This is a genomic window from Wohlfahrtiimonas sp. G9077 (assembly GCF_002252155.1).
In the GTDB taxonomy this organism is placed as follows: Bacteria; Pseudomonadota; Gammaproteobacteria; order Cardiobacteriales; family Wohlfahrtiimonadaceae; genus Wohlfahrtiimonas.
This window is the reverse complement of the sequence record NZ_NEFD01000001.1, coordinates 489233-512932: the sequence shown is the minus strand read 5'-3', so window position 1 is coordinate 512932 and position 23700 is coordinate 489233. Positions and strand designations below refer to the sequence as shown.

The following is a 23700-nucleotide window of genomic DNA, read 5'->3' as shown; positions in this document are numbered from 1 at the left end:
GCAAATATGGAAACTTGGATTTCAGCAGACAACACGATTGGCTTGTGGGCATTTTTATTGATGGCCGCCACTGTCTCGATTGTGCTTGAGCAAAAATATCAATGGGCCGCGCGTTTATCGGGTGCGGTGATTGCTTTAATCATTGGGCTTGCTGCCACGAATTTCAATTTAGTGCCGCAGGATACCGCAGTGTATGATGCTGTGTGGGCATATGTGGTACCGCTGGCCATTCCGCTGCTCCTGTTTCATGTGAACATTCACGCCATTTTTAAAGAGAGCGGGCGCTTATTGGCGATCTTTTTATTGAGCTCCATTGGCACAGTGTTCGGTGTAATTGTGGCATTTTTTGCCTTAAAAAATTACATCCCTGAGCTTGATAAGGTGAGCGCAATGATTGGGGCAACCTATACAGGTGGCGGCGTGAATTTTGCGGCGATGGTGGCAAAATATGAGCCCACCAAAGACATTGTCGCTGCCACAACGGTGGCCGATAATTTGGTGATGTCTGTCTACTTTATTTTGTTGATCATGATGGCCAGTATGGGATTGTTTCGCCGCCGTTTTCCAACGCCTTTCATCAAAGCCTTTGAAGCAGAAGCCAAAACAGGGCAGGCACAAACCATTTCTGAAGCCTATTGGCAGCCTAAAAACATTGATTTAAAAGACATTGCCATCTCGATTGCCGCTTCAGCATTATTGGTGAGCCTCGCTTTTAAAACATCCGCATTGTTAAAAGGCTTTTTTGGCGTACCGGCCAACATTGCAGAAGAGATTGCCTTAGGACTCATGACAGATAAATATCTACTGTTGACCACCTTCACTTTATTGGCACTGATATTATTTAAGCGTCAGTTTGCGAAATTACAAGGCGCGCAAGAGCTTGGCACATACGCCATTTATCTCTTCTTTGTGGTGATCGCGATGCCTGCATCCATCACATTGATCATTCAAAATGCACCATTGTTATTCATCTTTGTGATTGTGGTGATGTTGATCAATTTAGTGTGGACGCTTTTGACAGGTAAACTCTTTAAATTCTCGTTAGAAGAGATTGTGCTTGCTTGTAATGCGAATGTTGGCGGGCCAACAACGGCGGCAGCACTTGCCATCAGCCAAGGTTGGAAAAGCCTCATTGGCCCAATTTTGGTGGTGGGCACTGTGGGATACATTACGGGCAATTACATTGGGACGCTGCTCTATATCTTTTTGTCTAAGTTGTAATCTGCTAAGGATGGGCAATTCTGTTAGAATCTGCCCATTCAATCAATCAAAAGAGGAGCACGCATGCAGTCAATTGTGGAGATCATTGCCAGCGAAATCAACGCAAAAACCGCACAGGTCAGTGCCGCTGTGGCATTACTCGATGAAGGGGCAACGGTGCCATTCATTGCCCGTTATCGTAAAGAGGTGACCGGCGGCTTAGATGATACGCAGCTGCGTACGTTAGATGTTCGCTTAGGCTATCTTCGTGAGCTCAATGAGCGCAAAGCCACGATTTTAGAATCCATTCGCAGCCAAGAGAAATTAACACCAGTTTTAGAGCAAAAGATTCACAATACGCTCACTAAAACAGAGCTTGAAGATCTCTATTTGCCCTATAAACCCAAGCGTCGCACCAAAGCGCAGATTGCACGTGAAGCAGGCATTGAGCCAATGGCGATGGCATTATTAGCATCTCCAGCGCTTGATCCATTGACGATTGCAGAGCAATATCTCAATCCTGAAGCAGGTTTTGCGGATGAAAAATCGGTGTTAGATGGTGCGCGCTTTATTTTGATTGAACACATGGCAGAACAAGCCGATCTTGTGGGCAAATTGCGCCAATTTGTGTGGGATGAAGGGGTGATTGTGGCTTCGGTGGATGAAGCGAAAAAGCAAGCGGCGATTAAATATTCTGATTACTTTGAGTTCCGCGAACCCATTAAAACCATTCCATCGCATCGTGCATTGGCGTTGCTGCGCGGTAAAAAAGAGGAATTGTTGAATGTAGAGCTCATTTTGCCTGAGCCTGCCATTGATGTGCCACACAGCCTCATTGCCGAATATTTTGGCTTAACAGAGATGCACAAATGGATGAGTGACACGGTGCGCTTATGCTGGCGCTCTAAACTCTTTTTATCCTTAGCGCTTGAGCATCTAGGCAAAATGCGTGATCAAGCGGATGATGAAGCCATTAAAGTGTTCGCGAAAAACTTAAAAGATTTACTATTGATGGCGCCTGCAGGGAATCAAGCCATTTTGGGCATTGATCCCGGGCAGCGCACAGGTTGTAAAATCGCGTGTGTGGATGCGACAGGCAAAGTGTTGGACACCACTGTGATTTATCCCCATGCGCCGCAAAATCAATGGGCGCAATCGTTAGCAGTGTTAGAGGCTTTGTGTCATAAGCATCAATTGACCTTGGTCTCAATTGGCAATGGCACGGCCTCCCGTGAAAGTGATAAGTTGGCCGCTGAGTTGTGTGAACGCGTCCCGAATCTTAAAAAGATTGTGGTGAGTGAAGCGGGCGCATCCGTCTATTCAGCCTCTGAATTGGCGGCAAAAGAGTTTCCGGACATGGATGTGGCGCTGCGTGGCGCGGTCTCCATTGCTCGCCGTTTACAAGATCCATTGGCGGAATTGGTGAAAATTGATCCAAAATCCATCGGTGTCGGTCAATATCAACACGATGTGAATCAAGTGCAGCTCAACAAAAGCTTAACGGCTGTGGTGGAAGATTGTGTGAACGCGGTGGGCGTGGATGTGAATACAGCATCAACAGCGCTGTTAACCTACATTTCAGGGTTAAATGGCACAATTGCTCAAAACATCGTGACATACCGTGATGAACATGGCGCCTTTGACAATCGTAAAGCCCTTAAAAAAGTGCCACGCTTAGGGGAAAAAACCTTTGAGCAAGCGGCCGGATTCTTGCGCATCTTTGGGGACAATCCGTTAGATCGATCCGCGGTGCATCCTGAGGCTTATCCTGTGGTGGAACGTATTTTAGAAAAGCATGCGATGACCATTGATCAAGTGATCGGCAATACATCTTTCCTCAAAGGACTCAAAGCCACAGATTATACCTGTGACAAATTTGGTGTGCCAACGGTGATGGACATCATTAAAGAGCTTGAAAAACCAGGGCGAGATCCGCGACCTGAATTTAAAACGGCCACGTTTAAAGAGGGCATCGAAACCCTGAAAGATTTAAAAGAGGGCATGTTGTTAGAAGGAGTGATCACCAATGTGGCGAACTTTGGTGCCTTTGTGGACATTGGCGTGCATCAAGATGGTTTGGTGCACATCAGTGCTTTGGCCGATCGCTTTGTGAAAGATCCACATGAAGTGGTGAAAGTGGGTGACATCGTGAAGGTAAAAGTAATAGAAGTGGATGTGCCGCGCAATCGCATTCAGCTCACCATGCGTTTAAGTGATGATGTCAATCAAATGAAAAACCCATCGATCAAAGGGCAGCCGAATAAAGGCAACTTCAATAAAAAGGCGGTGAAAGAAGCCCCAAGCAATAATCCATTTGCTGCTGCACTCCAAGGTTTGAAAAAATAACATCGATGCATCAAAGAGCCCCATTGGGGCTTTTTTATTGCCCATGATTTTGTCACGATCAAAAGGCATCAATAATATAATGATTAATCATTATATTTAATAAATATTTTATATTAAGCTCTGACTTACATAAGTGTGGATAATTGCGCTATGATGGAGACTGTGCGGCATTGGCAGTGATTTTTTAATGCATTAGTGATCCTGATCATGGGATTGATGGATCAAACATAAAAATAGTATGAGCTGAATGTATAGTAATGTTAAGATTGACGGCGAATGTATGACAGATCACTGATGGTTTGATATTTAAAATATGCAATCAACTAGGAGTTTATATGGTCAATTCAACAGCATCACATGTGGCATTGAATGAACAATTGATTCAGTTAAATGCACATCCTGCGGATAAAAAAGCGGCGATTGAAGCCGTGGGCACATTATTGGTCCAAGCAGGAATGGTGAAAAACGATTTTATTCAAAGCATGATGCAGCGCGAAGCGGTGTCAAATACCTATTTAGGTTCAGGCGTTGCCATTCCTCATGGTTTGGTGGAAGACAAAGGGCTCATTGAGCACGATGCCATTGCAGTTTTGCAAGTGCCAGAAGGCGTTGAATGGAATGATGGGCAAAAAGCAACCCTCATTGTGGCGATTGCAGCAAAATCCGACACACACATCACCATTTTACGTAAGCTCACCCGTTTATTGCAAAATGAAACGTTATTAACGCAATTGTCAACCACAGATCAAGCGGCAGCCATCATTGAAGCTTTAACGGGTGAAGCGGTTGCACCACAAGCAACTGAAACTGTGAAAGATTATGCCCATGCCATTGAGTGGACGGTGGATTATCCTTCCGGTTTACATGCACGCCCTGCATCGAGTTGGGCAGAGTTCGCCAAAAAACTCGGCATTCACATCCAAGTGCGACATGACAATGAAGTGGCAGCGGCAGACAATATGGTGGCGCTATTGCAATTGGGTTTGCGCATGGGGGATCACGTGGTGATCTCTGCAGACGGTGCTCAGGCGGATGCTGTATTGGCGCAATTTAAGCAAAGCATTATGGCATTAACTGCTAAAGAAAAAGAAGATGCTGAGCGTGCTCAAGCGCAAATGAAAGCACAGAATGTTGGTGGCTGGCAGCCTGCTGAAAATCATGGCGATGCATTGTATGGCGTAACGGCAAGCCCAGGATTTATGTTGGGCAAAGCCTATTATCTCTCCGCTCATGAACCGGACATTGTCGATGCCCCTGTAAGCCTCATTGAAGGTGGTGCATTATTAGATCAAGCATTGAATCAAGCTCGCCAACGCATGGTGGCATTGATTGACAGCACCACGCGCCGTTTAGGGGCAGGCGATGCTGAAATTTTTAAAGCGCAAGCCGCCTTGTTAGAAGATACATCTTTAGTGAGCGCGGCATGTCAATTGATGGTGGCAGGGCACGGCGTGGCTTGGTCTTGGCATCAAGCCATTGAGGATCGCGCGGCACAATTGACGCAATCGGGCAATCCATTGTTGGCAGAGCGCGCCGCAGATTTACGTGATGTGGGTCAGCGTGTGCTTGGCTATATTGATCCTGCGTTAAAACGCACCACGCTGGCGGACTTACCGGATGGTGAGTGGATTTTAGTGGCCAGTGATTTATCACCTTCTGACACAGCGCTCCTTGATGTTAATAAAGTCAAAGGTTTGGTGACAGAGTTTGGCGGGCCAACCTCGCACACCGCCATCTTGGCCAGAACGTTGGGCATTCCAGCAGTTGTGGCGGTTGGGCAGGGTTTACACATCATTGAAACCAATGATGAGATCATTGTGGATGGTGATGGCGCGGCCATTTATGTGCGCCCAACGGTTAAAAACATTGAAGCGGCCAATGCATGGATCATCACGCAGCGCGAAAAACGTGAAAAAGAGGAGGCAGATCGTCGTAAACCTGCCATAAGTACAGATGGTCACACCATGATGGTGGCTGCGAATGTTAACCGACCAGATCAAGTGGCATTTGCCATGGCACAAGGTGCGGAAGGCGTTGGGCTCATGCGCACAGAATTCCTCTTTTTAGAGCGAGGCGATACGCCTTCTGAAGAGGAGCAATATGAAACCTATCGCGCCATGATGATGGCATTAGATGGCGCACCGCTCATCATCCGTGCATTAGACATTGGTGGGGATAAACAAGTGGCGCATCTTAAATTGCCCCATGAAGAGAACCCATTTTTAGGCGTGCGCGGTGCACGTTTGTTGCTGCGCCGTTTAGACTTGTTATTGCCACAACTTAAAGCCATTTATCGTGCGGCGAAAGATGGCAAAGCAGTGGCCATTATGTTTCCGATGATCACATCGGTGGCAGAAATCACAGCGCTCAAAGCCCATTGTGAAGAGATGCGTGCCGCTGTTGATGGACCAAACATTCCGATTGGCATCATGGTGGAAGTGCCCGCTGCAGCCTTAATGGCGGATGTGTTGGCAGAGCATGTGGACTTTTTCTCCATTGGCACCAATGATTTAACACAATATACGTTGGCGATGGATCGTCAAAATCCGGACCTTGCGGCAGAGGCAGACAGTTTGCACCCTGCAGTGTTGCGCTTGATTGAAAAAACTGTACAAGGCGCGAAAAAACATCAGCGTCATGTGGGTGTGTGTGGTGGTTTAGCCGGTGATCCATTAGGCGCATTGTTATTGATGGGTTTAGGCGTGGATGAATTATCCATGACGCCGCGAGACATTGCCTCTGTTAAAGCGCGCATTCGTCAGCACTCTTTAGCGGATATGCAAGCGATGGCTGCTAAAGCCGTCACCTTTGAAAACGCCGCCGAAGTGCGTGCATTAACAGGAGAAATGGCATGAGTATCATCACCGTGACATTAAATCCCGCGATTGATCAAACCATTCAGTTAGAACAATTGACGGTAGGCGAAGTGCATCGTGCGCAATCGGTGCATTATACAGCGGGCGGCAAGGGCATTATGGTGGCTTCTTGTTTGGCCGATTGGTTTGATGAGCCGATTGTGGTGACGGGCCTTTTAGGCAATGAAAACATTGGTATTTTTGAGGCGATGTTTGACTATAAAGGCATGGATGATCAATTCATTCGTGTGCCGGGGCTTAATCGCACCAACATTAAAATTGTGGATCACGATTGCACCACAGACATCAATCTGCCAGGCATTGCTGCGAGTGAAGCGGCTTTAACACAGATGATGGGCGCTGTGGCGCAAGATTATGAGATCGCCATTTTATCGGGTTCCATTCCGCCTTTGTGTCAAGGCACCATTTATGCCGAGATTTTAGAGGCACTTTCGGCTCATCAAACCAAAGTGATTGTGGATGCAAGTGGTGTTGCGCTCAAAGCAGCATTGGCATCTTCTGTGAAGCCTTATTGTGTCAAACCGAACTTTGTGGAGCTCTCTGAATATGCAGGACGCACATTAACCACAGAAGCTGAGGTGATTGAAGAGGCTAAAAAATTATTGACCAGTGGCATTCGCTTAGTGGTGATTTCCATGGGCGGCGATGGTGCGCTTTTTATCGATGACACAGGTGTCATTAAAGCAAATCTCATTGCGCCTAAAGTGATGACCACCGTTGGTGCAGGTGATGCAATGGTGGCTGGTATTGCGAGCGCCCTTCGTGAGCATGCAAGCCTTGAGCGCATTGCCCGCTTAGCCACCGCCTTTGCGGTCTCTAAATTGGGTTCCATTGGGCCAAATTTACCAGAACATGAAGTTGTAGAAGCATTTGCAGTACAAGTGACAATCCAAACTTTGGAGGTATCATCATGAAAAACATTTGGGTCATCCTCAATTCAGACCAATCAGATGTGAAGGCCATTTTAGCCAAAGAGGCATTGCACCAAGCGGCCAAAGAGCTTGGGCACAATGTGGATGTGGCGATCATTTCAAATGATCAAAAAATGGTGAATTTTAAAGCTTTACCCAGCGCACAAGATGCCTTGATTTTAGCAGATGTGGGGCAAGACATTGCTGAGCAATATCCACAAACGGATCAAAAAATGGTCACCATGAGTGATCTATTGAGTGATCCCAAATCTGTGTTAGAAACGGTGGCAAAAGAGACATCCGCAGCCTTATCTTCTGATGCTGTGAAAAAAGAGGGCGTTCATAATATTGTGGCCGTCACCTCATGCCCAACAGGCATTGCCCACACTTTTATGGCGGCAGAAGGATTACAAACCGCAGGTGAAGCACTCGGTTATCATATGCGAGTGGAAACGCAAGGCTCTGTCGGTGCGCAAGATGTATTGACGCCAGAAGAGATTCAAAATGCAGATTTGGTGATCATTGCGGCGGATCGTGAAGTGGATCGTTCCCGCTTTAATGGAAAGCGTGTGTATGCATCTGGCACAAAAATGGCCATCAGCAATGGTGAGGGTTACATTCAAAAAGCGATTGCAGAGGCAAAAGTGCAGCAAGGCAGTGCCACTTCTGATGCAGGTGAAGCGACTAAAAGTGAAGGACAATCGGCAGGTGGCGTTTATAAACATTTGATGTCCGGTGTCTCCTTCATGTTGCCATTTGTGGTGGCAGGCGGTTTATTGATTGCACTTGCCTTTGCTTTTGGTGGCATCAATGCCGGCAGCCCAGAAAATGCTGGCACCTTTGCCCATACATTGTCCACCATCGGTGGCGTTGGCTTTTCGTTGATGGTACCTGCATTGGCAGGGTACATTGCTTTTTCCATCGCCGATCGCCCAGGTTTGGCGCCCGGTATGATTGGTGGTTTACTTGCAGCACAGATCGGTTCAGGCTTCTTAGGTGGCATCATTGCAGGTTTTATGGCCGGTTATTTGGTGTTGTGGCTTAATAAACACATTAAACTTCATCGCAATTTAGAAGGTTTAAAACCCATTTTAATCCTCCCGTTACTCGGCACATTGATCGTGGGCTTAGTGATGGTGTATGTGATTGGTGAGCCTGTGGCGGCGATTTTACATGGTTTAGAATCATGGCTTCGCAGCATGCATGGCGCAAGCTCCTTTGTGATTGGTGCAATCATCGGCGGCATGATGGCGGCAGACTTAGGTGGGCCGATCAATAAAGCTGCATATGCAACGGCTGTGGCACTCATTGCATCTGGTGTGTATGAGCCCATTGCAGCAGTGATGGCTGCAGGTATGGTGCCACCATTATCTGCTGCTGTGGCAACGCGTTTATTTAAAAATAAATTCACCCACGATGAATATGAAGCCGGGGTTGCCACCGGTGTGTTAGGTTTAGCCTTCATCAGTGAAGGGGCGATTCCTTTTGCAGCGCGTGATCCATTACGTGTGATTCCATGCTTTGTGGCCGGTGCTGCTGTGGCCGGTGCGATCTCTATGGCATTGGGTTGTCAGCTCAAAGCACCACATGGTGGTATCTTTGTGTTGGCCATTCCAGGCGCAGTCTCTAACTTATTGGGCTACGCACTTGCGATTGTGGCCGGTACGGTTGTCAGCGCTGTACTGCTTGGCATCGTGAAAAAAACGGTGGTGGCCAAAGCAGCCGCTTAAGTGATTTTTCGGTATAATCAATGCGCCTTTCGGGGCGCATTTTTTATGGAGGGAATGGGATGCGCATTGTGAGTATGATGGTTGGCCTGTTTTGGCTATTGGGCATAGCGATGGCTGAACCGATGGATCGCCAAATGCAATTGGCCAATTTAGATGAATCTGTGATGGTCATCTATCCTGCTGCGGCGACAACGCAGCACACCGTTACAATTTTTACGGATGTGTTGTGCCCATATTGTCGGGCGTTGCATCAAAATCTAACTGATTTGACAGATCATGGCATTACGGTGCGTTTTGTGCCGTTTCCTTTGATGGCAGAATCTAAGCCCATTTTAGAATCCATTTGGTGTGCACCGAAGGATCAACAACATTTTTTATTGGATGCAGCGATGATCTATGGGAAATTTAAGGCGCGCCCATGTGATGCGCCCATTTTAGCGAAGGCACAAGCCGCTGCAAAAGCGATGCAAGTGTTTGGCACGCCTTCGATCTTTTTAGAAGATGGCCGTAAAGTCAGTGGTTTTATGTCGCCTAAAGAGATTCGAGCCGGCCTGAATGGCGAGCTCGACTTTGACACATGGCAGAGAACTAATCCCCAATGATGCGGGCGCGGCAGCGAATGTTTTTAATGGGGTTTTTCCAAATTTGATCCACCGCTTGCTTTGCATGTTCGCGGCGGATGGCCACATAAGCTTGCATTGGCAATAGCGTGATTTTGCCCACATCTTTACCGGCGATTTCGCCTTTTGCTGTCAAGGCACCTAAAATGTCGCCTGCGCTGATTTTAGATTTTTTCCCTTCACTGATCTCAATGGTGCTCATGGTTGCAATCAATGAGATGGGTTTCACATCTTTGAAATGTTCAGCCGGATATTGAGTAATGGTTTGATCTTGATATTTTTCAATTTCTTGCAGGCGATGCAATTTATCCATCACCACTAAACTGACGGCAATGCCTGTTTTACCTGCGCGCCCTGTGCGGCCGATGCGGTGAACATACACTTCAGGATCAAAGGGCAGGTCATAGTTGATTACCATCGATAAATCGGCAATGTCTAAGCCGCGCGCTGCCACATCTGTGGCCACCAATACGCGCGTGCTGCCGTTACTAAAGCGTAAAAGCACTTGATCGCGCTCACGTTGCTCAAGATCACCATGAAGGGAAACCACATCAATGTCTTGCTCAAATAAATAATCTTCCAACTCTTGGCACGCGGCAATGGTGTTACAAAAGATCACCGTGGATTCTGGCGCATAATGATAAAGCAGCGCTGCAGTTGTGGCGGCTTTTGCGGCTTGATTGTCCACAATCACCACAGATTGATCAATGTTTGGTTTGTCGGCAGCGGTCTCTTCCACCATGACGCGCACAGGATTGTGCTGAATGCGCGCGCTGATGGCTTCGATGTTTTCAGGGAAAGTGGCAGAAAACAGCAATGTTTGGCGTTGACGCGGTGCATGTTCAATGATGGCATCCATCTCATCGGCAAACCCCATGTCCAGCATGCGATCGGCTTCATCGAGCACCAAGACCTTAAGGGATTTGAGACTCAATGTATTGCGTTTTAAGTGATCTAATAAGCGGCCAGGCGTGCCCACAGCGATGTGTGGTGGGTGCTGGCTCATGGCATGAATTTGACGCGCAATGGGCGTGCCGCCACAAATGCTTGAAATTTTAAGATTTGGAATGTAACGGGCTAAACGGCGCAGTTCTTTACTCACCTGATCGGCAAGCTCGCGCGTTGGGCAAATCACCAAAGCTTGGGTTGCAAAGCGTGTGACATCAATGGTTTCTAAAACACCAATGCCGAAGGCGGCCGTTTTACCGCTGCCGGTTTTGGCTTGGCCCAGCAAATCTTTACCCTTTAAAATGGCCGGTAGGGCTGCAGCTTGAATGGGCGTTGTGGATTGATAACCCAAATCTTGAAGGTTTTTAAGTTGCGCGGCCGGTAAATGGAGTTCAGAAAATTGCATAGACACAGTGATTCTCGATGTTAATGAAAGACATAAAGGCCTCACTATACGGAAAATTGTCACTCAAAGCCATCTTTAATTGGCAAAAAGCCGATGACATTCATCGGCTTTTAAATATTGTGTCGTGTTGCCGTTGCTTTTTTTAAACTAAAATGTCTGACGTAATGTCTGCAATGGTGTTTGCACCCGTTAAGGTCATGGCCACTTTCATCTCTTTTTGGAAAAGATCGAGTAAGTTTTCAACGCCCGCTTGACCATTTGCTGCTAATGCATAGGCAAAAGCACGGCCAATCATGACGCTGTCTGCACCAAGGGCCAACATACGCACAACATCAAGACCAGTACGAATGCCTGAGTCTGCCAAGATTTTAAGATCACCTTTGACGGCATCTGCAATCGGTGGCAATGCACGCGCAGAGGATAAAACGCCATCTAATTGACGGCCGCCGTGGTTAGACACCACAATACCATCGGCGCCAAAGCTCACGGCATCGCGTGCATCATCAGGATCTAAAATGCCTTTAATGATCATTGGGCCATCCCAGAATTCACGGATCCATTCCAAATCTTTCCAGCAGATCGATGGGTCAAAGTTTTTCGTGAGCCAACCGATGTAATCTTCAAGGCCAATGGCAGAACCAAAGTATTTAGAGATATTGCCAAGGTCATGTGGCTTACCATTTAAGCCCACATCCCATGCCCATTTTGGATGCACCATTGCTTGACCAATGCGGCGAACATTTGCGTAAGGCCCGCTCATACCCGAGTGTGCGTCACGATAACGGGCGCCTGGCGTTGGCATGTCAACGGTGAACACAAGTGTGGTAACGCCTTGGGCTTTTGCGCGCTCAAGCACGTTTTTCATAAAGCCACGATCTTTGAGGACGTACAATTGGAACCACATTGGGCGATCAATGGCCGGAACCACTTCTTCAATTGGGCATACAGAAACGGAAGACAATGTGAAAGGAATGCCTTTGTTTGCAGCAGCTTTAGCTGCTTGTACTTCGCCGCGGCGTGCATACATACCGGTTAAACCCACCGGTGCAAGAATCACAGGAAGGGCTAATTTTTCGCCCCACAGTTCAGTTTCTGTGCTCACATGTTCCATATTGTTCAAAACGCGTTGTTTCAATTCAATGTCGGAGAGATCTTCTACATTGCGTCTTAAAGTATGCTCAGCATAAGCACCCCCATCAATGTAATGGAACAAGAAGGGCGGAAGCGTGCGTTTAGCGGCTTTTCGGTAATCTGTTGAGGCTGAAACAATCATGTTTTTCTCCAATGGTTAACTGTTTGACTCAATGAATTGCTTGACAAATAAACTACAATTCATTTACTTTTTCGCATACGGTAAGAAAAAACAAATCATAAAGCGATTTAACGCAGATTGGAATAATTAAATAACATTTTTTTGGATATTAGGATATGGAAGGGGTTTCTCAGCTGAAAAAGTCGCATGCATTATTTGTGCAGGCGCTTGGTGAAGTTTTACCAAAAGCGCAGATTTATACTGAGCTTGCGGTGCGTTTCGCCTATGGAACAGATGCAAGTTGCTATCGTTATGTGCCAGAGGTTGTGGTGCGTGCACAAAACGAAAAAGAGGTGTTAAATATTATGCAGCTTGCGGCACAATATCATTTGCCGATCACTTTTCGGGCATCAGGAACCTCATTGTCGGGTCAAACATCATCAGATTCTATTTTGGTGTTGTTAGGTGATGAATTTGTGGATGCCAAAATTTTGGACAAGGGCGATAAAATCAAATTGCGCCCGATGGTGATCGGCTCAAATGCGAACCTCATCCTCAAGCCTTTTGGCCGGAAGATTGGACCAGACCCTGCCACCATCAATACCGCAAGGATTGGTGGGATCGCTGCTAATAACTCAAGTGGGATGTGCTGTGGCACCAAAGATAACAGCTATCACACGTTGGACACCATGCGTGTCATCCTCGCTGATGGCACGATTTTAGACACTGCAGATGCCAAGAGCATTGCAGATTTTAAAGTCTCTCACCATCAATTTTTGGCGGATTTAAAGGGATTGTCTGATTTAATTCGCAGCAATCCTGAGCTCGAAGCACGCATTCGCCACAAATATCGTCTGAAAAACACCACAGGTTATGGCATCAATGCTTTGGTGGATTTTGATGACCCGATTGAAATGCTCACCCATTTGATGATCGGTTCAGAAGGTACATTGGGCTTTATCAGTGAAATCACCTACAAAACAGTGGTGGATCATCCGCACAAAGCCTCCGCCCTCATCTATTTTGATGATTTAGACAATTGCTGCAATGCGGTCACCGCACTTCGTCAGCAAGCGACGGTGGATTCATTGGAATTGCTGGATGCTCGCAGCATTCGCTGTGTGGGTGAAAATATTATCGATCGTTTGCCAAGCTTTTTCTATCAAGACATTCCTGAGGATTCTGGCTGCTTACTCATTGAAACGAAAGCAAAAGATGATGCCACGCTCGATGCGCAAATTGCGTTTATCAATCAATTGGTGGCCGATCATGGGGCGACAGAACATAGCACGTTTTCTAAAGATACAGTCGTCACGGATCTTTATTGGAGCGTGCGTAAAGGTTTATTGCCCATCATTGGTGGCAACCGTCCGCTTGGTAGTAATTTGATCACAGAAGATGTGGCATTCCCGATTGAACGCTTAGCTGAAGGCATGCGTGCTTTGACAAAATTGCTCAAAGCGTATGGCTATGAAGAGGGCATGATCATGGGTCATGCGCTTGAAGGCAATCTTCACTTTATCTTAACGCCAAAATTAGACAGCGAAGCAGAAGTTGCACGCTATAACAATTTTATGGCTGCACTTGCAGAGATTGTGGCAGTTGAATTCAATGGCTCTTTAAAGGCAGAGCATGGCACAGGACGCAACATTGCACCTTTTGTGAAAGTGGAATGGGGTGAAGATGCGTATGGCATCATGCGCAGCATCAAAGCACTGTTTGATCCGCTTGGCATTTTAAATCCTGATGTAATCATCACCGATGATCCTCATTTGCATTTAAAGAAACTCAAAGCGATGCCGGAATCCGATCCCATCATCGATCAATGCATTGAATGTGGTTTATGTGAGCCGGCTTGTCCATCGGATGGTTTGTCGTTAACGCCGCGTCAGCGCATTGTATTGTGGCGTCAACATGAGTATTTAACGCGCACAGGAGAACACCCTGAATTATTGGCATCGATTCAAAAAGTCTATCCGTACATGGGGATCGATACCTGCGCCACAACCGGTATGTGCGCCACCCGTTGCCCCATTGGCATCAACACAGGCGAGATGATAAAATCTCTGAAAACTGCCAATCGCCAACCGGATTTGGCCAATTATGCAGAGTCCCACATTAACTTTTTAAGCAAAACAGCGCGCACAATGCTCAAAGGTGCTCATGTATTGGGCGCAAAACGCAGTCATGGTGTCACAAAATCACTACATTCTGTGTTCAAAGGCATTCCGATTTTACCCGAGCATTTGCCAAAAGCCGCCAAACCCATCACGCCAATTTTGGACAATGAAAAAACGCCGGTGGTCTACTTTGTTTCGTGCGTTAACCGCACCTTTGCAGAGGGCACACAAGAGGCCGTTTCGGTTGCGGATCATACATTATCATTATTTAGAAAAGCAGGCTATCACGCCATTTTCCCTGAGGATTATCAATCATTATGCTGCGGGCAACCTTTTGATTCACTCAAAGAAGTGCTCGCCAGCGAACGCGCTGCAAATCGCGTGAACCAAGCGTTATTACAAGCGAGTCAAGATGGACAATATCCTGTCTATATTGACAATGCACCGTGCGCCTTGCGTTTATTTGATGCGCAAGAACAAGGCTTGATTGATGCACGCTTAAAATTGTATGATTCCGCCTCATTTTTAGCAGCCTTTGTGTTGCCAAAATTGACCATCGTGCATAAGCGTGAGCAATTATCCCTGCATATTCCATGTTCGGCCACGAAAATGAACAGCGGCACCGCGCTCACACAATTAGCGGCCGCTTGCACGGATTCGCTGAACTTCACCAATATTGCGTGTTGTGGATATGCGGGTAATAAGGGGATGTTTTTGCCAGAGCTCAATGCGAATGCATTGCGTTTATTAAAGCAGAACATTCCAAGCAACTGCGAACATGGAGTTTCCATGAGCCGCACTTGCCAAATGGGTTTGACTGAACATTCCGGCATTGAGTATCACAGCATCGAAGCTTTGCTCAATCACTGTTCAGGTTAATTAAACCATTCATCTATCTGTAACTTGTAAATTATGCCGATCTATATTGTGGTAGATCGGTCTTTCAACTAGCCTTTTTTTTGACAGAGGTATTTTATGACATGGATGCAAAATTACACACCCATTATGAATCTGGGTGTCTCTTCACTATTTGCTGTATTGCCAATTGTAACGTTTTTCTTATGTTTGACCGTTTTTAAACTCAAAGGGTACATTGCCGGATTATTGACATTGTCAATGGCCATTTTAGTGGCAATTTTTGTATACGACATGCCGGTAACAATGGCATTTGCAGCCTCGGGTTATGGATTTGTGTATGGCTTATGGCCGATTGCGTGGATCATCATCACTGCCGTTTTCTTGTATAAGATTGCTGTGAAAACAGGGCAGTTTGACATCATCCGCTCATCGATCATCTCCATCACTGAAGATCAACGCTTACAGTTGTTATTGGTGGGTTTTGCATTCGGTGCCTTCTTAGAAGGGGCGGCAGGTTTTGGTGCGCCGGTGGCCATCACAGCCGCTTTATTAGTGGGCTTAGGGTTTAAACCTTTGTATGCAGCTGGTTTATGTTTGATCGCCAATACAGCACCAGTTGCTTTCGGTGCGATGGGCATTCCAATCATCGTTGCCGGTGAGGTTTCTCACTTAGATGCATTCCACATTGGTCAAGTGGTGGGTCGTCAGTTACCGATTTTATCCATCATTGTACCGTTTTGGTTAGTGGCCATGATGGATGGTTGGCGCGGTGTTCGCCAAACATGGCCAGCGGTTTTAGTGAGCGGCGTTTCTTTTGCCATCACGCAATTTTTAACAGCAAACTTTGTGGGTCCAGAATTACCAGACATCACTTCTGCATTGGTGAGCCTCATCTGTTTAACGTTGTTCCTTCGCGTTTGGCAGCCTAAAGAGATCTTCACATTTGATGGTCAGAAAAAACCTTCCCCAAGACAAGCCAGCGGTTACTCCATTAAACAAATTTTCATCGCATGGTCACCGTTTATCGTATTGACCATCATGGTGACATTGTGGAGCTTTAAATCTGTTCAAGCGTTATTGACCTTTGCCACATTCAAATTTGAAGTGCCATACTTACACAACTTAGTGATGAAAGGTGCCCCAATTGTTGAAGAACCAACGGCATATGCGGCTGTGTATACATTAAACATTTTGGGCGCTGTGGGCACATCTATTTTGATCGCTTGTGTGATCTCTATGGTGATTTTACGCATGAAGGTCACAGATGGCATCAAAACCTTCACGGAAACTTTATATGAACTCAGAATGCCGATTTTATCGATTGGCTTGGTGTTAGGTTTTGCATTCATTGCCAACTATTCTGGTTTATCTTCAACCTTAGCGTTACTTCTTGCACAAACGGGTGTATTGTTCCCATTCTTTGCACCATTCTTAGGTTGGCTCGGCGTGTTCTTAACAGGTTCGGACACTTCATCAAATGCGCTCTTTAGCTCATTGCAAGCGAACGTTGCCAATCAGTTGAATGTGACCCCTGAATTATTGGTAGCGGCAAACACCACCGGTGGCGTGACGGGTAAAATGATCTCTCCACAATCAATTGCGGTGGCATGTGCGGCAACAGGCATTGTGGGTAAAGAGTCTGAACTCTTTAGATTCACCGTTAAACACAGCTTGATCTTCTGTAGCTTTGTGGGCTTATTGACGATCCTTCAAGCTTATGTCATGCCATGGACATTGATTTTCTTTAATAAATAAAGTGTCATTGCTCATATGAATGCATACAATCCTCCCATTGGGAGGATTTTTTTATGGAGGCAATATGGATTTAACGTATGTGTATATGGATTCGCCACTTGGGCAAATGGTGTTGTGTGCCCTTGATGATCGGGTGTGCGCGGTGGATTTTGTGGAAGAGGATGCTTTGTTTGCCATCAAACGCATGGAAAAATGTCATCAAGTGATCGCAAAAGCAGGCAACAATGCGGTGTTATCGCAAGTTATGGGAGAATTAGAAGAGTATTTTCAACAGAAACGGACAATCTTTACAGTGCCGATGTTGTTGTCCGGCACGCCTTTTCAGCAAAGGGTGTGGCAGATTTTGTTAGAGATTCCGTATGGGCAAACCATCAGTTATAAAACTGAGGCATTGCGCTATGGCAATGAAAGGGCCATCCGCGCTATTGCTAGCGCGAATGGGAAGAACCCCCTGAGTATATTGGTGCCTTGTCACCGTGTGATTGGTAGCAATGGCGCGTTGGTCGGATATGCAGGTGGCCTGCATCGAAAAGCAGCGTTATTGACATTAGAGCAATCCTGACTCGTTTTTGGACTGACGCACTTTGTCAAAGGCTTGATTGATGGTGTTTAAATTACACTCTAATAAACCAATGTAAGAGTCACATGGCTCACCTTTTGGCATGATGGTGTCAGAGATGAGTTGACCGCCATCGGTGATGTGATAATCCTTCACAACTGTATTGACAAAGCGGCTTTGCTCCATGGATTCAGAGAAAATCACCGGAATTTGATTGTCTTTGATCATGGTTTGAATGCCGGCAAACACTTTCACGGATGGCTCGCTTAAGCTGTGGGCATCGAGCACAGGGAAGAACATCATCGGATAGCGCTCAGAAAAATAGCGGTAACTGTCATGGAGCACAATGCCTTTAAGTGGTTGGCTTGGGTTATCGTTGAGCGAATTCATAATGGTTTGATCCACTTGATGTAACTTTTCTTGATACGCTTCTAGATTTTTGGCATAAAACTCGCGGTTCTCAGGATCTTTTTCAGAAAGTGCTTTGGCAATGTTTTCCGCCATAATGATGCCGTTGAGCGGATTTTGCCAAACGTGAGGATCTGTATCGCCATGATCATGGTGGTGATGGTCGTGATCATGATCATCGTGGTCATGATGATGGTGATGCTGTTCATCTTCTGCTAAATGGATCACTTTGATGCCATCGCTTGCGGTCACCACTTCGCCTTTAAAGTTCGATTGCTTGGTGGCGCGCTTGAGCCAATGCTCAAAATTTAAACCGTTGATGATAAGTAAATCGGCATTGTATAAGCTCTGAATGTCCGACATGGTGGGCTCATAATTGTGCGGGTTTTGATTGCGCTTAATCATGGAGGTGATTTTGATTTTATCCTGCCCGATGTTGGCCGTGATGTCTTCTAAAATGGAGAAGGATGTCACCACATTGAGCTCAGCAAAGCTGAGGGACAAGCTTGAGGCAAAAAGTGCCGATAATAAAAGTTTTTTCATAAATTACACAGTTCCTTGTATAAAGTGTTGAGAATCTTGACGCACAAGGATGCCTTCAAGCTCCATCATCATGATGGCTTGGGTGGCAATTTGTGTGTCAAGTTGTGTTCTCGCCACGATGTCATCGATGGTGAGAGGTTCGGTGAGCAGCTCAAAAATTTGGCGCTCAATGGGATCGGTGGGCGTAGGCACAATTTTGCGCACCGGCTGTAAAGGCGTGATGGGTGCTACCATGGGTGCATCAACCGCATGTGCATTGGGCAGCCAATGCTTGAGCTCAGAGAAGATGTCAAACGTGGATTCCACCAATTTTGCCCCTTCACGAATGAGGCGGTGGCACCCTTTGGATTGTGGATTATGAATGGAGCTTGGGATGGCAAACACTTCGCGGCTCGATTCATTGGCTAAGCGTGCGGTGATCAGAGAGCCTGACTTTTCTGCAGCCTCCACCACTAAAACGCCTAAGGATAAACCGGCAATGATGCGATTGCGCTTTGGAAAATTATTGGCAATGGGCGGCGTATGCAGTGGAAATTCACTGACCAAAGCGCCATTGTGCGCCACGATTTTCTCGGCCAAAGAGCGATGCTGCTTTGGATAAATGTCATTTAAGCCTGTACCAAGCACCGCAATGGTGGGCGATGGACTCGCTAAGGTGCCATCATGGGCAAATTGATCAATCCCCATTGCAAGGCCGCTTGTGATGGTTAAACCATATTCACCCAATTGCTTGGCAAAGTGATAGGCATTTTGCTCGCCCTCTTTTGTCGGGTGACGCGTGCCCACAATGCCAAGTTGTGGATTGGATAAAATCTCGGGATTGCCGCGCACAAATAAGAGTGCTGGTGGATCATCACAAATGCGCAATAACTCAGGATAGCGATCATCCGTCACCACAAGAATGTGGTTTAAAGGATCGCTCTCCATCCATAAATGCGCCGCTTCAGCTTTTTGACGGGCGACATCAGAACGCGCGGCGATGACTTGATCTGTCATGCCAGCTTTTCGCCAGTCACTGTTAGAGGCGTTGACTGCAAGGGTGGCAGAATCAAAATGTGCCACCAATTGCATCAATCGTTTTGCGCCAATATGCTTTGTATAATAAAGCGTTAACCAATCGATCAGCATTGCCATTACCCTTTTTAAGATGAGAAATTTTTATCTCTCTAAGAGTATAGCAAAGCTGTCAATAGGTAAATTTTAAGGGCTAAATTAAACGAGGGGAATGATCAAATGCCAAAGGACGATCGTCACAAACGAGACGGGAATCCCGATGCTTGTGAGGAAATTTGCCAACTCAGGATCTAAGTTTTTATCTGCTGCGATGATGACGCTCATCACCATTGGCGCCATGCCGATCTCTAAAATCGTCACCATTGAGGTCATTGGACTTAAGATGTGATCAAAAATGAATAGGGCAGGAATGGCCACAGACAATGGCATGATGATCAATTTGACCAAGAGCCCAATGGAGATCATTTTCACCATGCTTTTATCGCGCGGTAAACTTAAGCTGCAACCAATGGAGAGCATGGTCAATGGCGTTAAGAGTGAGCCAAATGAGCTTAAGGCATATTGAATGGCTTCAGGGTATTCGATCGGGCGCAATAAAATGCCTAAAATGAGCGCCACAACCGGTGGATAAATGAGTAAACGCAGGAAGATCTGTTTAAAATTGACAGAGGTGCCAGAATACAGATTTGCCACTAAAATCCCCATGGTAAAGAGCAAAATGAGGTTTGATTGATCCACAATGATGGCCACATTGAGGGCATCATGTCCTAAAATGGCTTGCAGCAATGGAAAACCGACAAAGGAGGTGTTGCTCGTGCCACAAATGAGGATCAGGCAGCCAGTGGTGACTTTCGAGAAGGGAATAAAAAAGCGGATGGCATAGATGGCGCCAACCGCTACAATAAAGGCTATCCACGGGGATAAAATGGGGAAGAAGGCATCACCTTCTAGGTGGATGGTGTGAATTTTGTCAAGAATCAAAGCTGGTAATGCCACGCGGACAACGAGAAGATTCAGGGTTCGGATGAGTTCTTGGGGGTTGGTTAATCGGGACAGTAGTTTGCCTACGCCAAGACAGATGATGATAAAAATTAAACCGCTCATAATTGATTTTCGCCAATTGAGGTTGTTACAGAAGGGGCGTTATTTTATCACCATTGATGTGGTTAACGTTAGCGTTTGCGCACTTTTTGAGTGAACCGACGGTTGGATAGAGCCCCAAAACTGTCGAAGGATTGCGCGTTGCCATCTGTAAACTTTTTTCAAAAGAATAATTTAGCGCCATCGTATTTTGAATGCATGAATATAGATCAATGTGGGCACCGGCAAGCTTACCTTCGTGATTGACGAGGCGATTTTTCTCACGATAAATGGTGTGGCCATTGAAATCAAATGCCATTAAATCACTGCCGAGCGTGGCCATTGCATCCGTGACGAGCACAATATTGTCAGGATGTTTGGCCTCAATGGCAATTTTCACCATCGTTGGATCCACATGAATGCCGTCATGAATAATGGAGCCATAACTGTTTCGATCACTCAGCGCGACGCCTAAGATGGAAGGATCGCGTGATAACATCGGCGGCATGGCATTAAAGAGATGGGTAAAACCTTTTAAGCCATGATTGAGGGCAATTTGCGCCTCATCAGCCGTTGCGTTCGTGTGCCCTGCAAATACGATGATGCCCGCAGCCGTTAAGGCTTGAATCATCGATGGGGGTACAATCTCAGGCGCGAGCGTGATCATCACTTTGCCAAGGTTGCGCTGCGTTAAACTTTGCAGCAGCTCATCACTTAATGGATGAATGTTTTTTTCAAAGTGAATGCCGCGTTTGGCTGCATTGATCATCGGGCCTTCTAAATGGATGCCAAGTAAACCTGGCATATTTTCTGCCATGGCGGCTTCCACTGCATCTAATGCGCGTGCAATGGTGTCATCATCACTGGTGATTAAGGTGATCATGATGTGATGAGTGCCAAGGGCGCGGTGCGCATTGACAATGGTGCGGATGCCTTCTAACGTTGGCTCATTATTAAAGAGCACGCCACCGCCGCCATTGACTTGTAGATCAATGAAGCCCGGAATCAACATGCCATCACTGTAATAGCTTTGGGATAAAAAAGTGGGGCTTTGGGTGATGCTGTGCACGCGATTGTGCTCAATGTTGAGCCACGCATCATGATGGTGCTGTTCACCATCATAAATGTGAGAAGCAAAGAGAGATTGCGCCATATTAAACCGTTTTGGTCACTTTATTGAGAAAAGGTGGCTCATCCGGATTCATGCCTTTTTTCATGGCGATCTCTTCGATGATGCTATAGAGCGCGGTGGTTTGAATCATGGGCTGAATGAGCGGGGAAGAGGCCGGAATGACCAATGTTTTTTCATCAAAGGCTTTGCTGTCGACGGTGTAGACATTCGCACCTAAATTGAGGAGCTTTTGTGTCGTTTCAACTGAGACTTTATGGCTTTCATCATTCATCAAAAAGTGCAAAATTGGAATGCCGCGTTCAATGAGGGCAAGCGGACCATGGAAAAACTCAGAAGATGAGTAATCTTTTGCAAACACTTGGCAGGTTTCATTGAATTTTAGTGCCACTTCTTTAGCGGTGCTAAAGTTAAAGCTGCGGCCTAAACAAAAGAGTTGATCTTCTGTGACCATGGCATCGGAAAATTGATCCCAACGCGTGTGCACCACTTGATCCATCACTTCAGGGAGGTGATAGAGTTCATCGGCCAAATCATTTTTACCGCAAAACATGGCATAAATGGAGGCAAAGGCATAAATGGTGGCAATGTAGGATTTTGTCGCCGCCACGCTGTGCTCTTTACCGGCTTTTAGGCCAAACAAAAAGTCAGACATTTTTGCAAGCGGGGAGTTTTCATCATTGACCAAACCAATGACAGTTGCACCGCCAGCTTTGGCATTTTCTGCATATTTGATCAAGTCAGGGCTCGAGCCTGATTGCGAGCAGACAAATAACAAATGGTTGTTAAAATTGAGGGTGCGATCATAAATGGAGGCCACCGATGGTGAGGCCATAGAAACGGGGATGTTTAACGCCGTTTCAAAAATGTATTTGGCATAATAACAAGCATTTTTTGAGCTGCCGCGCCCTAATAGCGTGATGCCGTGAATGGTCTCTTTTTTAATGAATTCAGCCAATTTGATGAGCATTGGGGCATTGCTTTCCCCCTGTTTGGCTATGACATCTGGGATTTCTCTGATTTCCTTTGCCATATAAGTGGACATAATTTTTATTCCTTGTTCATGTTTTTAAGTTGATGTGCACCTGAGAAACTTTTCGCAAATTGCATGGCCACTCGGCCGCTGCGTGATCCGCGTAAAAGGGCAAATTGTAACGCCTCGCGTTCGGCGTCAGGCGTGAAGTGACAATCCGGATCTAAGGTGGTTAACCAATTTTTGACAACATTGAGGTAATCTTGTTGGGAAAAACTATAAAAGGTGAGCCATAAGCCAAAGCGCTCAGAAAGGGAAATTTTCTCCTCAATGGCATCGCCTAAATGCACCTCACCGTTGTGATCATGTTGCGCGCGTTCATTATCTTTCATGTATTCAGGCAGCAAATGACGACGGTTTGAGGTGGCATAAAATAAAATATTGTCTGGCGGGTTCATTAAAGAGCCATCTAGAAGCGCTTTTAATGATTTATACGCCGCATCGTTCTCTTCAAAAGAGAGATCATCACAAAAGATGATGAAGCGCTCATTAGATTCACTGAGGCAGGTGAGCAGCTTTTGTAGATCCCCTAACGCATCGCGGTCAATTTCTACCATTTTTAGGCCTTGATCGGCAAACGCTGTCAAGGTGGCTTTAATGAGGGAGGATTTACCGGTGCCGCGTGCGCCTGTTAAAAGCACATTGTTTGCTGGTAGACCATGCAAAAATTGTAAGGTGTTTTGTCGAAGTGCCTCAATTTTATCTTCAACGCCCACTAAATTTTGATAATCAATGGCTGCAAAGCGAGGGATCGGTTGAAGGTGCGCCGGCATCCATTGACCAGCGCGCACCCAACGAAAGGCCGCGCATTCGGAAAAATCCACACAAGGTGGAACTTTCGGAATGAGCGGCTCAATTAAAGCAATGAGCGACAAAAGTCGCTCATTGAGAAGAGATTGATTGCTCATGGGC

At 46.3% G+C, this 23700-nt stretch carries 17 protein-coding genes; 9 read left to right on the top strand and 8 right to left on the bottom strand.

Annotation, left to right across the window (positions count from 1 at the left end; translation table 11 throughout):
* The first annotated feature begins 6 nt into the window (after window positions 1-6).
* The 6 genes from B9T20_RS02380 to B9T20_RS02355 all read left to right on the top strand — a co-directional run bounded on the left by B9T20_RS02380 (window position 7) and on the right by B9T20_RS02355 (window position 9665).
* A complete protein-coding gene (locus tag B9T20_RS02380; protein ID WP_094489648.1) occupies window positions 7-1221 on the top strand; it encodes a DUF819 domain-containing protein in 1215 nt (404 codons plus the stop codon).
* 63 nt (window positions 1222-1284) lie between these two features.
* A complete protein-coding gene (locus B9T20_RS02375; protein ID WP_094489647.1) occupies window positions 1285-3546 on the top strand; it encodes a Tex family protein in 2262 nt (753 codons plus the stop codon).
* A 335-nt stretch (window positions 3547-3881) separates the two neighbouring features.
* Complete coding sequence (ptsP, locus tag B9T20_RS02370; protein WP_094489646.1) at window positions 3882-6401, top strand: phosphoenolpyruvate--protein phosphotransferase; 2520 nt, start codon at window positions 3882-3884, stop codon at window positions 6399-6401.
* On the top strand, window positions 6398-7336 hold the full coding sequence (gene pfkB / locus B9T20_RS02365) for a 1-phosphofructokinase (protein WP_094489645.1): 939 nt from the start codon (window positions 6398-6400) through the stop codon (window positions 7334-7336). Before ptsP ends, pfkB begins: the two co-directional genes overlap by 4 nt.
* On the top strand, window positions 7333-9063 hold the full coding sequence (locus B9T20_RS02360) for a PTS fructose transporter subunit IIC (protein ID WP_094489644.1): 1731 nt from the start codon (window positions 7333-7335) through the stop codon (window positions 9061-9063). The genes pfkB and B9T20_RS02360 overlap by 4 nt, the downstream gene beginning before the upstream one ends.
* 59 nt (window positions 9064-9122) lie before the next feature.
* Window positions 9123-9665, top strand: coding sequence for a DsbC family protein (locus tag B9T20_RS02355; RefSeq protein ID WP_094489643.1), 543 nt, complete (start codon window positions 9123-9125; stop codon window positions 9663-9665).
* Here the strand turns inward: B9T20_RS02355 and dbpA are convergent.
* Complete coding sequence (gene dbpA / locus B9T20_RS02350; RefSeq protein ID WP_094489642.1) at window positions 9652-11037, bottom strand: ATP-dependent RNA helicase DbpA; 1386 nt, start codon at window positions 11035-11037, stop codon at window positions 9652-9654. The genes B9T20_RS02355 and dbpA overlap by 14 nt on opposite strands.
* Window positions 11038-11179: 142 nt before the next feature.
* Window positions 11180-12310, bottom strand: a complete 1131-nt coding sequence (gene lldD, locus B9T20_RS02345) for an FMN-dependent L-lactate dehydrogenase LldD (protein WP_008314330.1) — start codon at window positions 12308-12310, stop codon at window positions 11180-11182.
* Between the two features lie 155 nt (window positions 12311-12465).
* Here lldD and B9T20_RS02340 point away from each other — a divergent pair, with 155 nt between their 5' ends.
* The 3 genes from B9T20_RS02340 to B9T20_RS02330 all read left to right on the top strand — a co-directional run bounded on the left by B9T20_RS02340 (window position 12466) and on the right by B9T20_RS02330 (window position 17584).
* Complete coding sequence (locus B9T20_RS02340) at window positions 12466-15288, top strand: FAD-binding and (Fe-S)-binding domain-containing protein (protein WP_094489641.1); 2823 nt, start codon at window positions 12466-12468, stop codon at window positions 15286-15288.
* Window positions 15289-15384: 96 nt separating this feature from the next.
* Window positions 15385-17022: a lactate permease LctP family transporter gene (locus B9T20_RS02335; RefSeq protein WP_094489640.1), complete on the top strand. Its 1638-nt coding sequence runs from the start codon at window positions 15385-15387 to the stop codon at window positions 17020-17022.
* 64 nt (window positions 17023-17086) lie between these two features.
* Window positions 17087-17584 carry a methylated-DNA--[protein]-cysteine S-methyltransferase gene (locus B9T20_RS02330; protein ID WP_094489639.1) on the top strand — a complete coding sequence of 166 codons (498 nt, stop codon included), beginning with the start codon at window positions 17087-17089 and terminating at the stop codon, window positions 17582-17584.
* Here B9T20_RS02330 and B9T20_RS02325 read toward each other — a convergent pair.
* The 6 genes from B9T20_RS02325 to B9T20_RS02300 form a co-directional block, all read right to left on the bottom strand.
* Window positions 17570-18532 (bottom strand): metal ABC transporter solute-binding protein, Zn/Mn family, encoded by a 963-nt coding sequence (locus B9T20_RS02325; RefSeq protein WP_094489638.1) that lies wholly within the window; start codon window positions 18530-18532, stop codon window positions 17570-17572. The genes B9T20_RS02330 and B9T20_RS02325 overlap by 15 nt on opposite strands.
* A 3-nt stretch (window positions 18533-18535) precedes the next feature.
* On the bottom strand, window positions 18536-19660 hold the full coding sequence (gene dprA / locus B9T20_RS02320) for a DNA-processing protein DprA (RefSeq protein WP_094489637.1): 1125 nt from the start codon (window positions 19658-19660) through the stop codon (window positions 18536-18538).
* An 84-nt stretch (window positions 19661-19744) separates the two neighbouring features.
* Entirely contained in the window at window positions 19745-20650 is a 906-nt protein-coding gene (locus tag B9T20_RS02315; protein ID WP_094489636.1) for an AEC family transporter, read from the bottom strand.
* A gap of 25 nt (window positions 20651-20675) precedes the next feature.
* Window positions 20676-21779, bottom strand: coding sequence for an N-acetylglucosamine-6-phosphate deacetylase (nagA, locus tag B9T20_RS02310; protein ID WP_094489635.1), 1104 nt, complete (start codon window positions 21777-21779; stop codon window positions 20676-20678).
* A gap of 1 nt (window position 21780) precedes the next feature.
* The gene (locus B9T20_RS02305) at window positions 21781-22800 is read right to left on the bottom strand and encodes an SIS domain-containing protein (RefSeq protein WP_094489634.1); all 1020 of its coding nucleotides are present in this window, start codon (window positions 22798-22800) and stop codon (window positions 21781-21783) included.
* 5 nt (window positions 22801-22805) lie between these two features.
* Window positions 22806-23696 (bottom strand): ATP-binding protein, encoded by an 891-nt coding sequence (locus B9T20_RS02300; RefSeq protein ID WP_094489633.1) that lies wholly within the window; start codon window positions 23694-23696, stop codon window positions 22806-22808.
* Between the last annotated feature and the right edge of the window lie 4 nt (window positions 23697-23700).

What these genes read in the sequence shown, in the direction of transcription:
- B9T20_RS02315 (WP_094489636.1), bottom strand. Translation starts at nt 20,650, where the DNA reads ATGAGCGGTTTAATTTTTATCATCATCTGTCTTGGCGTAGGCAAACTA.
- ptsP (WP_094489646.1), top strand. Translation starts at nt 3,882, where the DNA reads ATGGTCAATTCAACAGCATCACATGTGGCATTGAATGAACAATTGATT.
- pfkB (WP_094489645.1), top strand. Translation starts at nt 6,398, where the DNA reads ATGAGTATCATCACCGTGACATTAAATCCCGCGATTGATCAAACCATT.
- B9T20_RS02380 (WP_094489648.1), top strand. Translation starts at nt 7, where the DNA reads ATGGAAACTTGGATTTCAGCAGACAACACGATTGGCTTGTGGGCATTT.
- nagA (WP_094489635.1), bottom strand. Translation starts at nt 21,779, where the DNA reads ATGGCGCAATCTCTCTTTGCTTCTCACATTTATGATGGTGAACAGCAC.
- B9T20_RS02305 (WP_094489634.1), bottom strand. Translation starts at nt 22,800, where the DNA reads ATGTCCACTTATATGGCAAAGGAAATCAGAGAAATCCCAGATGTCATA.
- B9T20_RS02360 (WP_094489644.1), top strand. Translation starts at nt 7,333, where the DNA reads ATGAAAAACATTTGGGTCATCCTCAATTCAGACCAATCAGATGTGAAG.
- B9T20_RS02325 (WP_094489638.1), bottom strand. Translation starts at nt 18,532, where the DNA reads ATGAAAAAACTTTTATTATCGGCACTTTTTGCCTCAAGCTTGTCCCTC.
- B9T20_RS02300 (WP_094489633.1), bottom strand. Translation starts at nt 23,696, where the DNA reads ATGAGCAATCAATCTCTTCTCAATGAGCGACTTTTGTCGCTCATTGCT.
- dbpA (WP_094489642.1), bottom strand. Translation starts at nt 11,037, where the DNA reads ATGCAATTTTCTGAACTCCATTTACCGGCCGCGCAACTTAAAAACCTT.
- B9T20_RS02335 (WP_094489640.1), top strand. Translation starts at nt 15,385, where the DNA reads ATGACATGGATGCAAAATTACACACCCATTATGAATCTGGGTGTCTCT.
- B9T20_RS02330 (WP_094489639.1), top strand. Translation starts at nt 17,087, where the DNA reads ATGGATTTAACGTATGTGTATATGGATTCGCCACTTGGGCAAATGGTG.
- B9T20_RS02375 (WP_094489647.1), top strand. Translation starts at nt 1,285, where the DNA reads ATGCAGTCAATTGTGGAGATCATTGCCAGCGAAATCAACGCAAAAACC.
- dprA (WP_094489637.1), bottom strand. Translation starts at nt 19,660, where the DNA reads ATGCTGATCGATTGGTTAACGCTTTATTATACAAAGCATATTGGCGCA.
- B9T20_RS02355 (WP_094489643.1), top strand. Translation starts at nt 9,123, where the DNA reads ATGCGCATTGTGAGTATGATGGTTGGCCTGTTTTGGCTATTGGGCATA.
- B9T20_RS02340 (WP_094489641.1), top strand. Translation starts at nt 12,466, where the DNA reads ATGGAAGGGGTTTCTCAGCTGAAAAAGTCGCATGCATTATTTGTGCAG.
- lldD (WP_008314330.1), bottom strand. Translation starts at nt 12,310, where the DNA reads ATGATTGTTTCAGCCTCAACAGATTACCGAAAAGCCGCTAAACGCACG.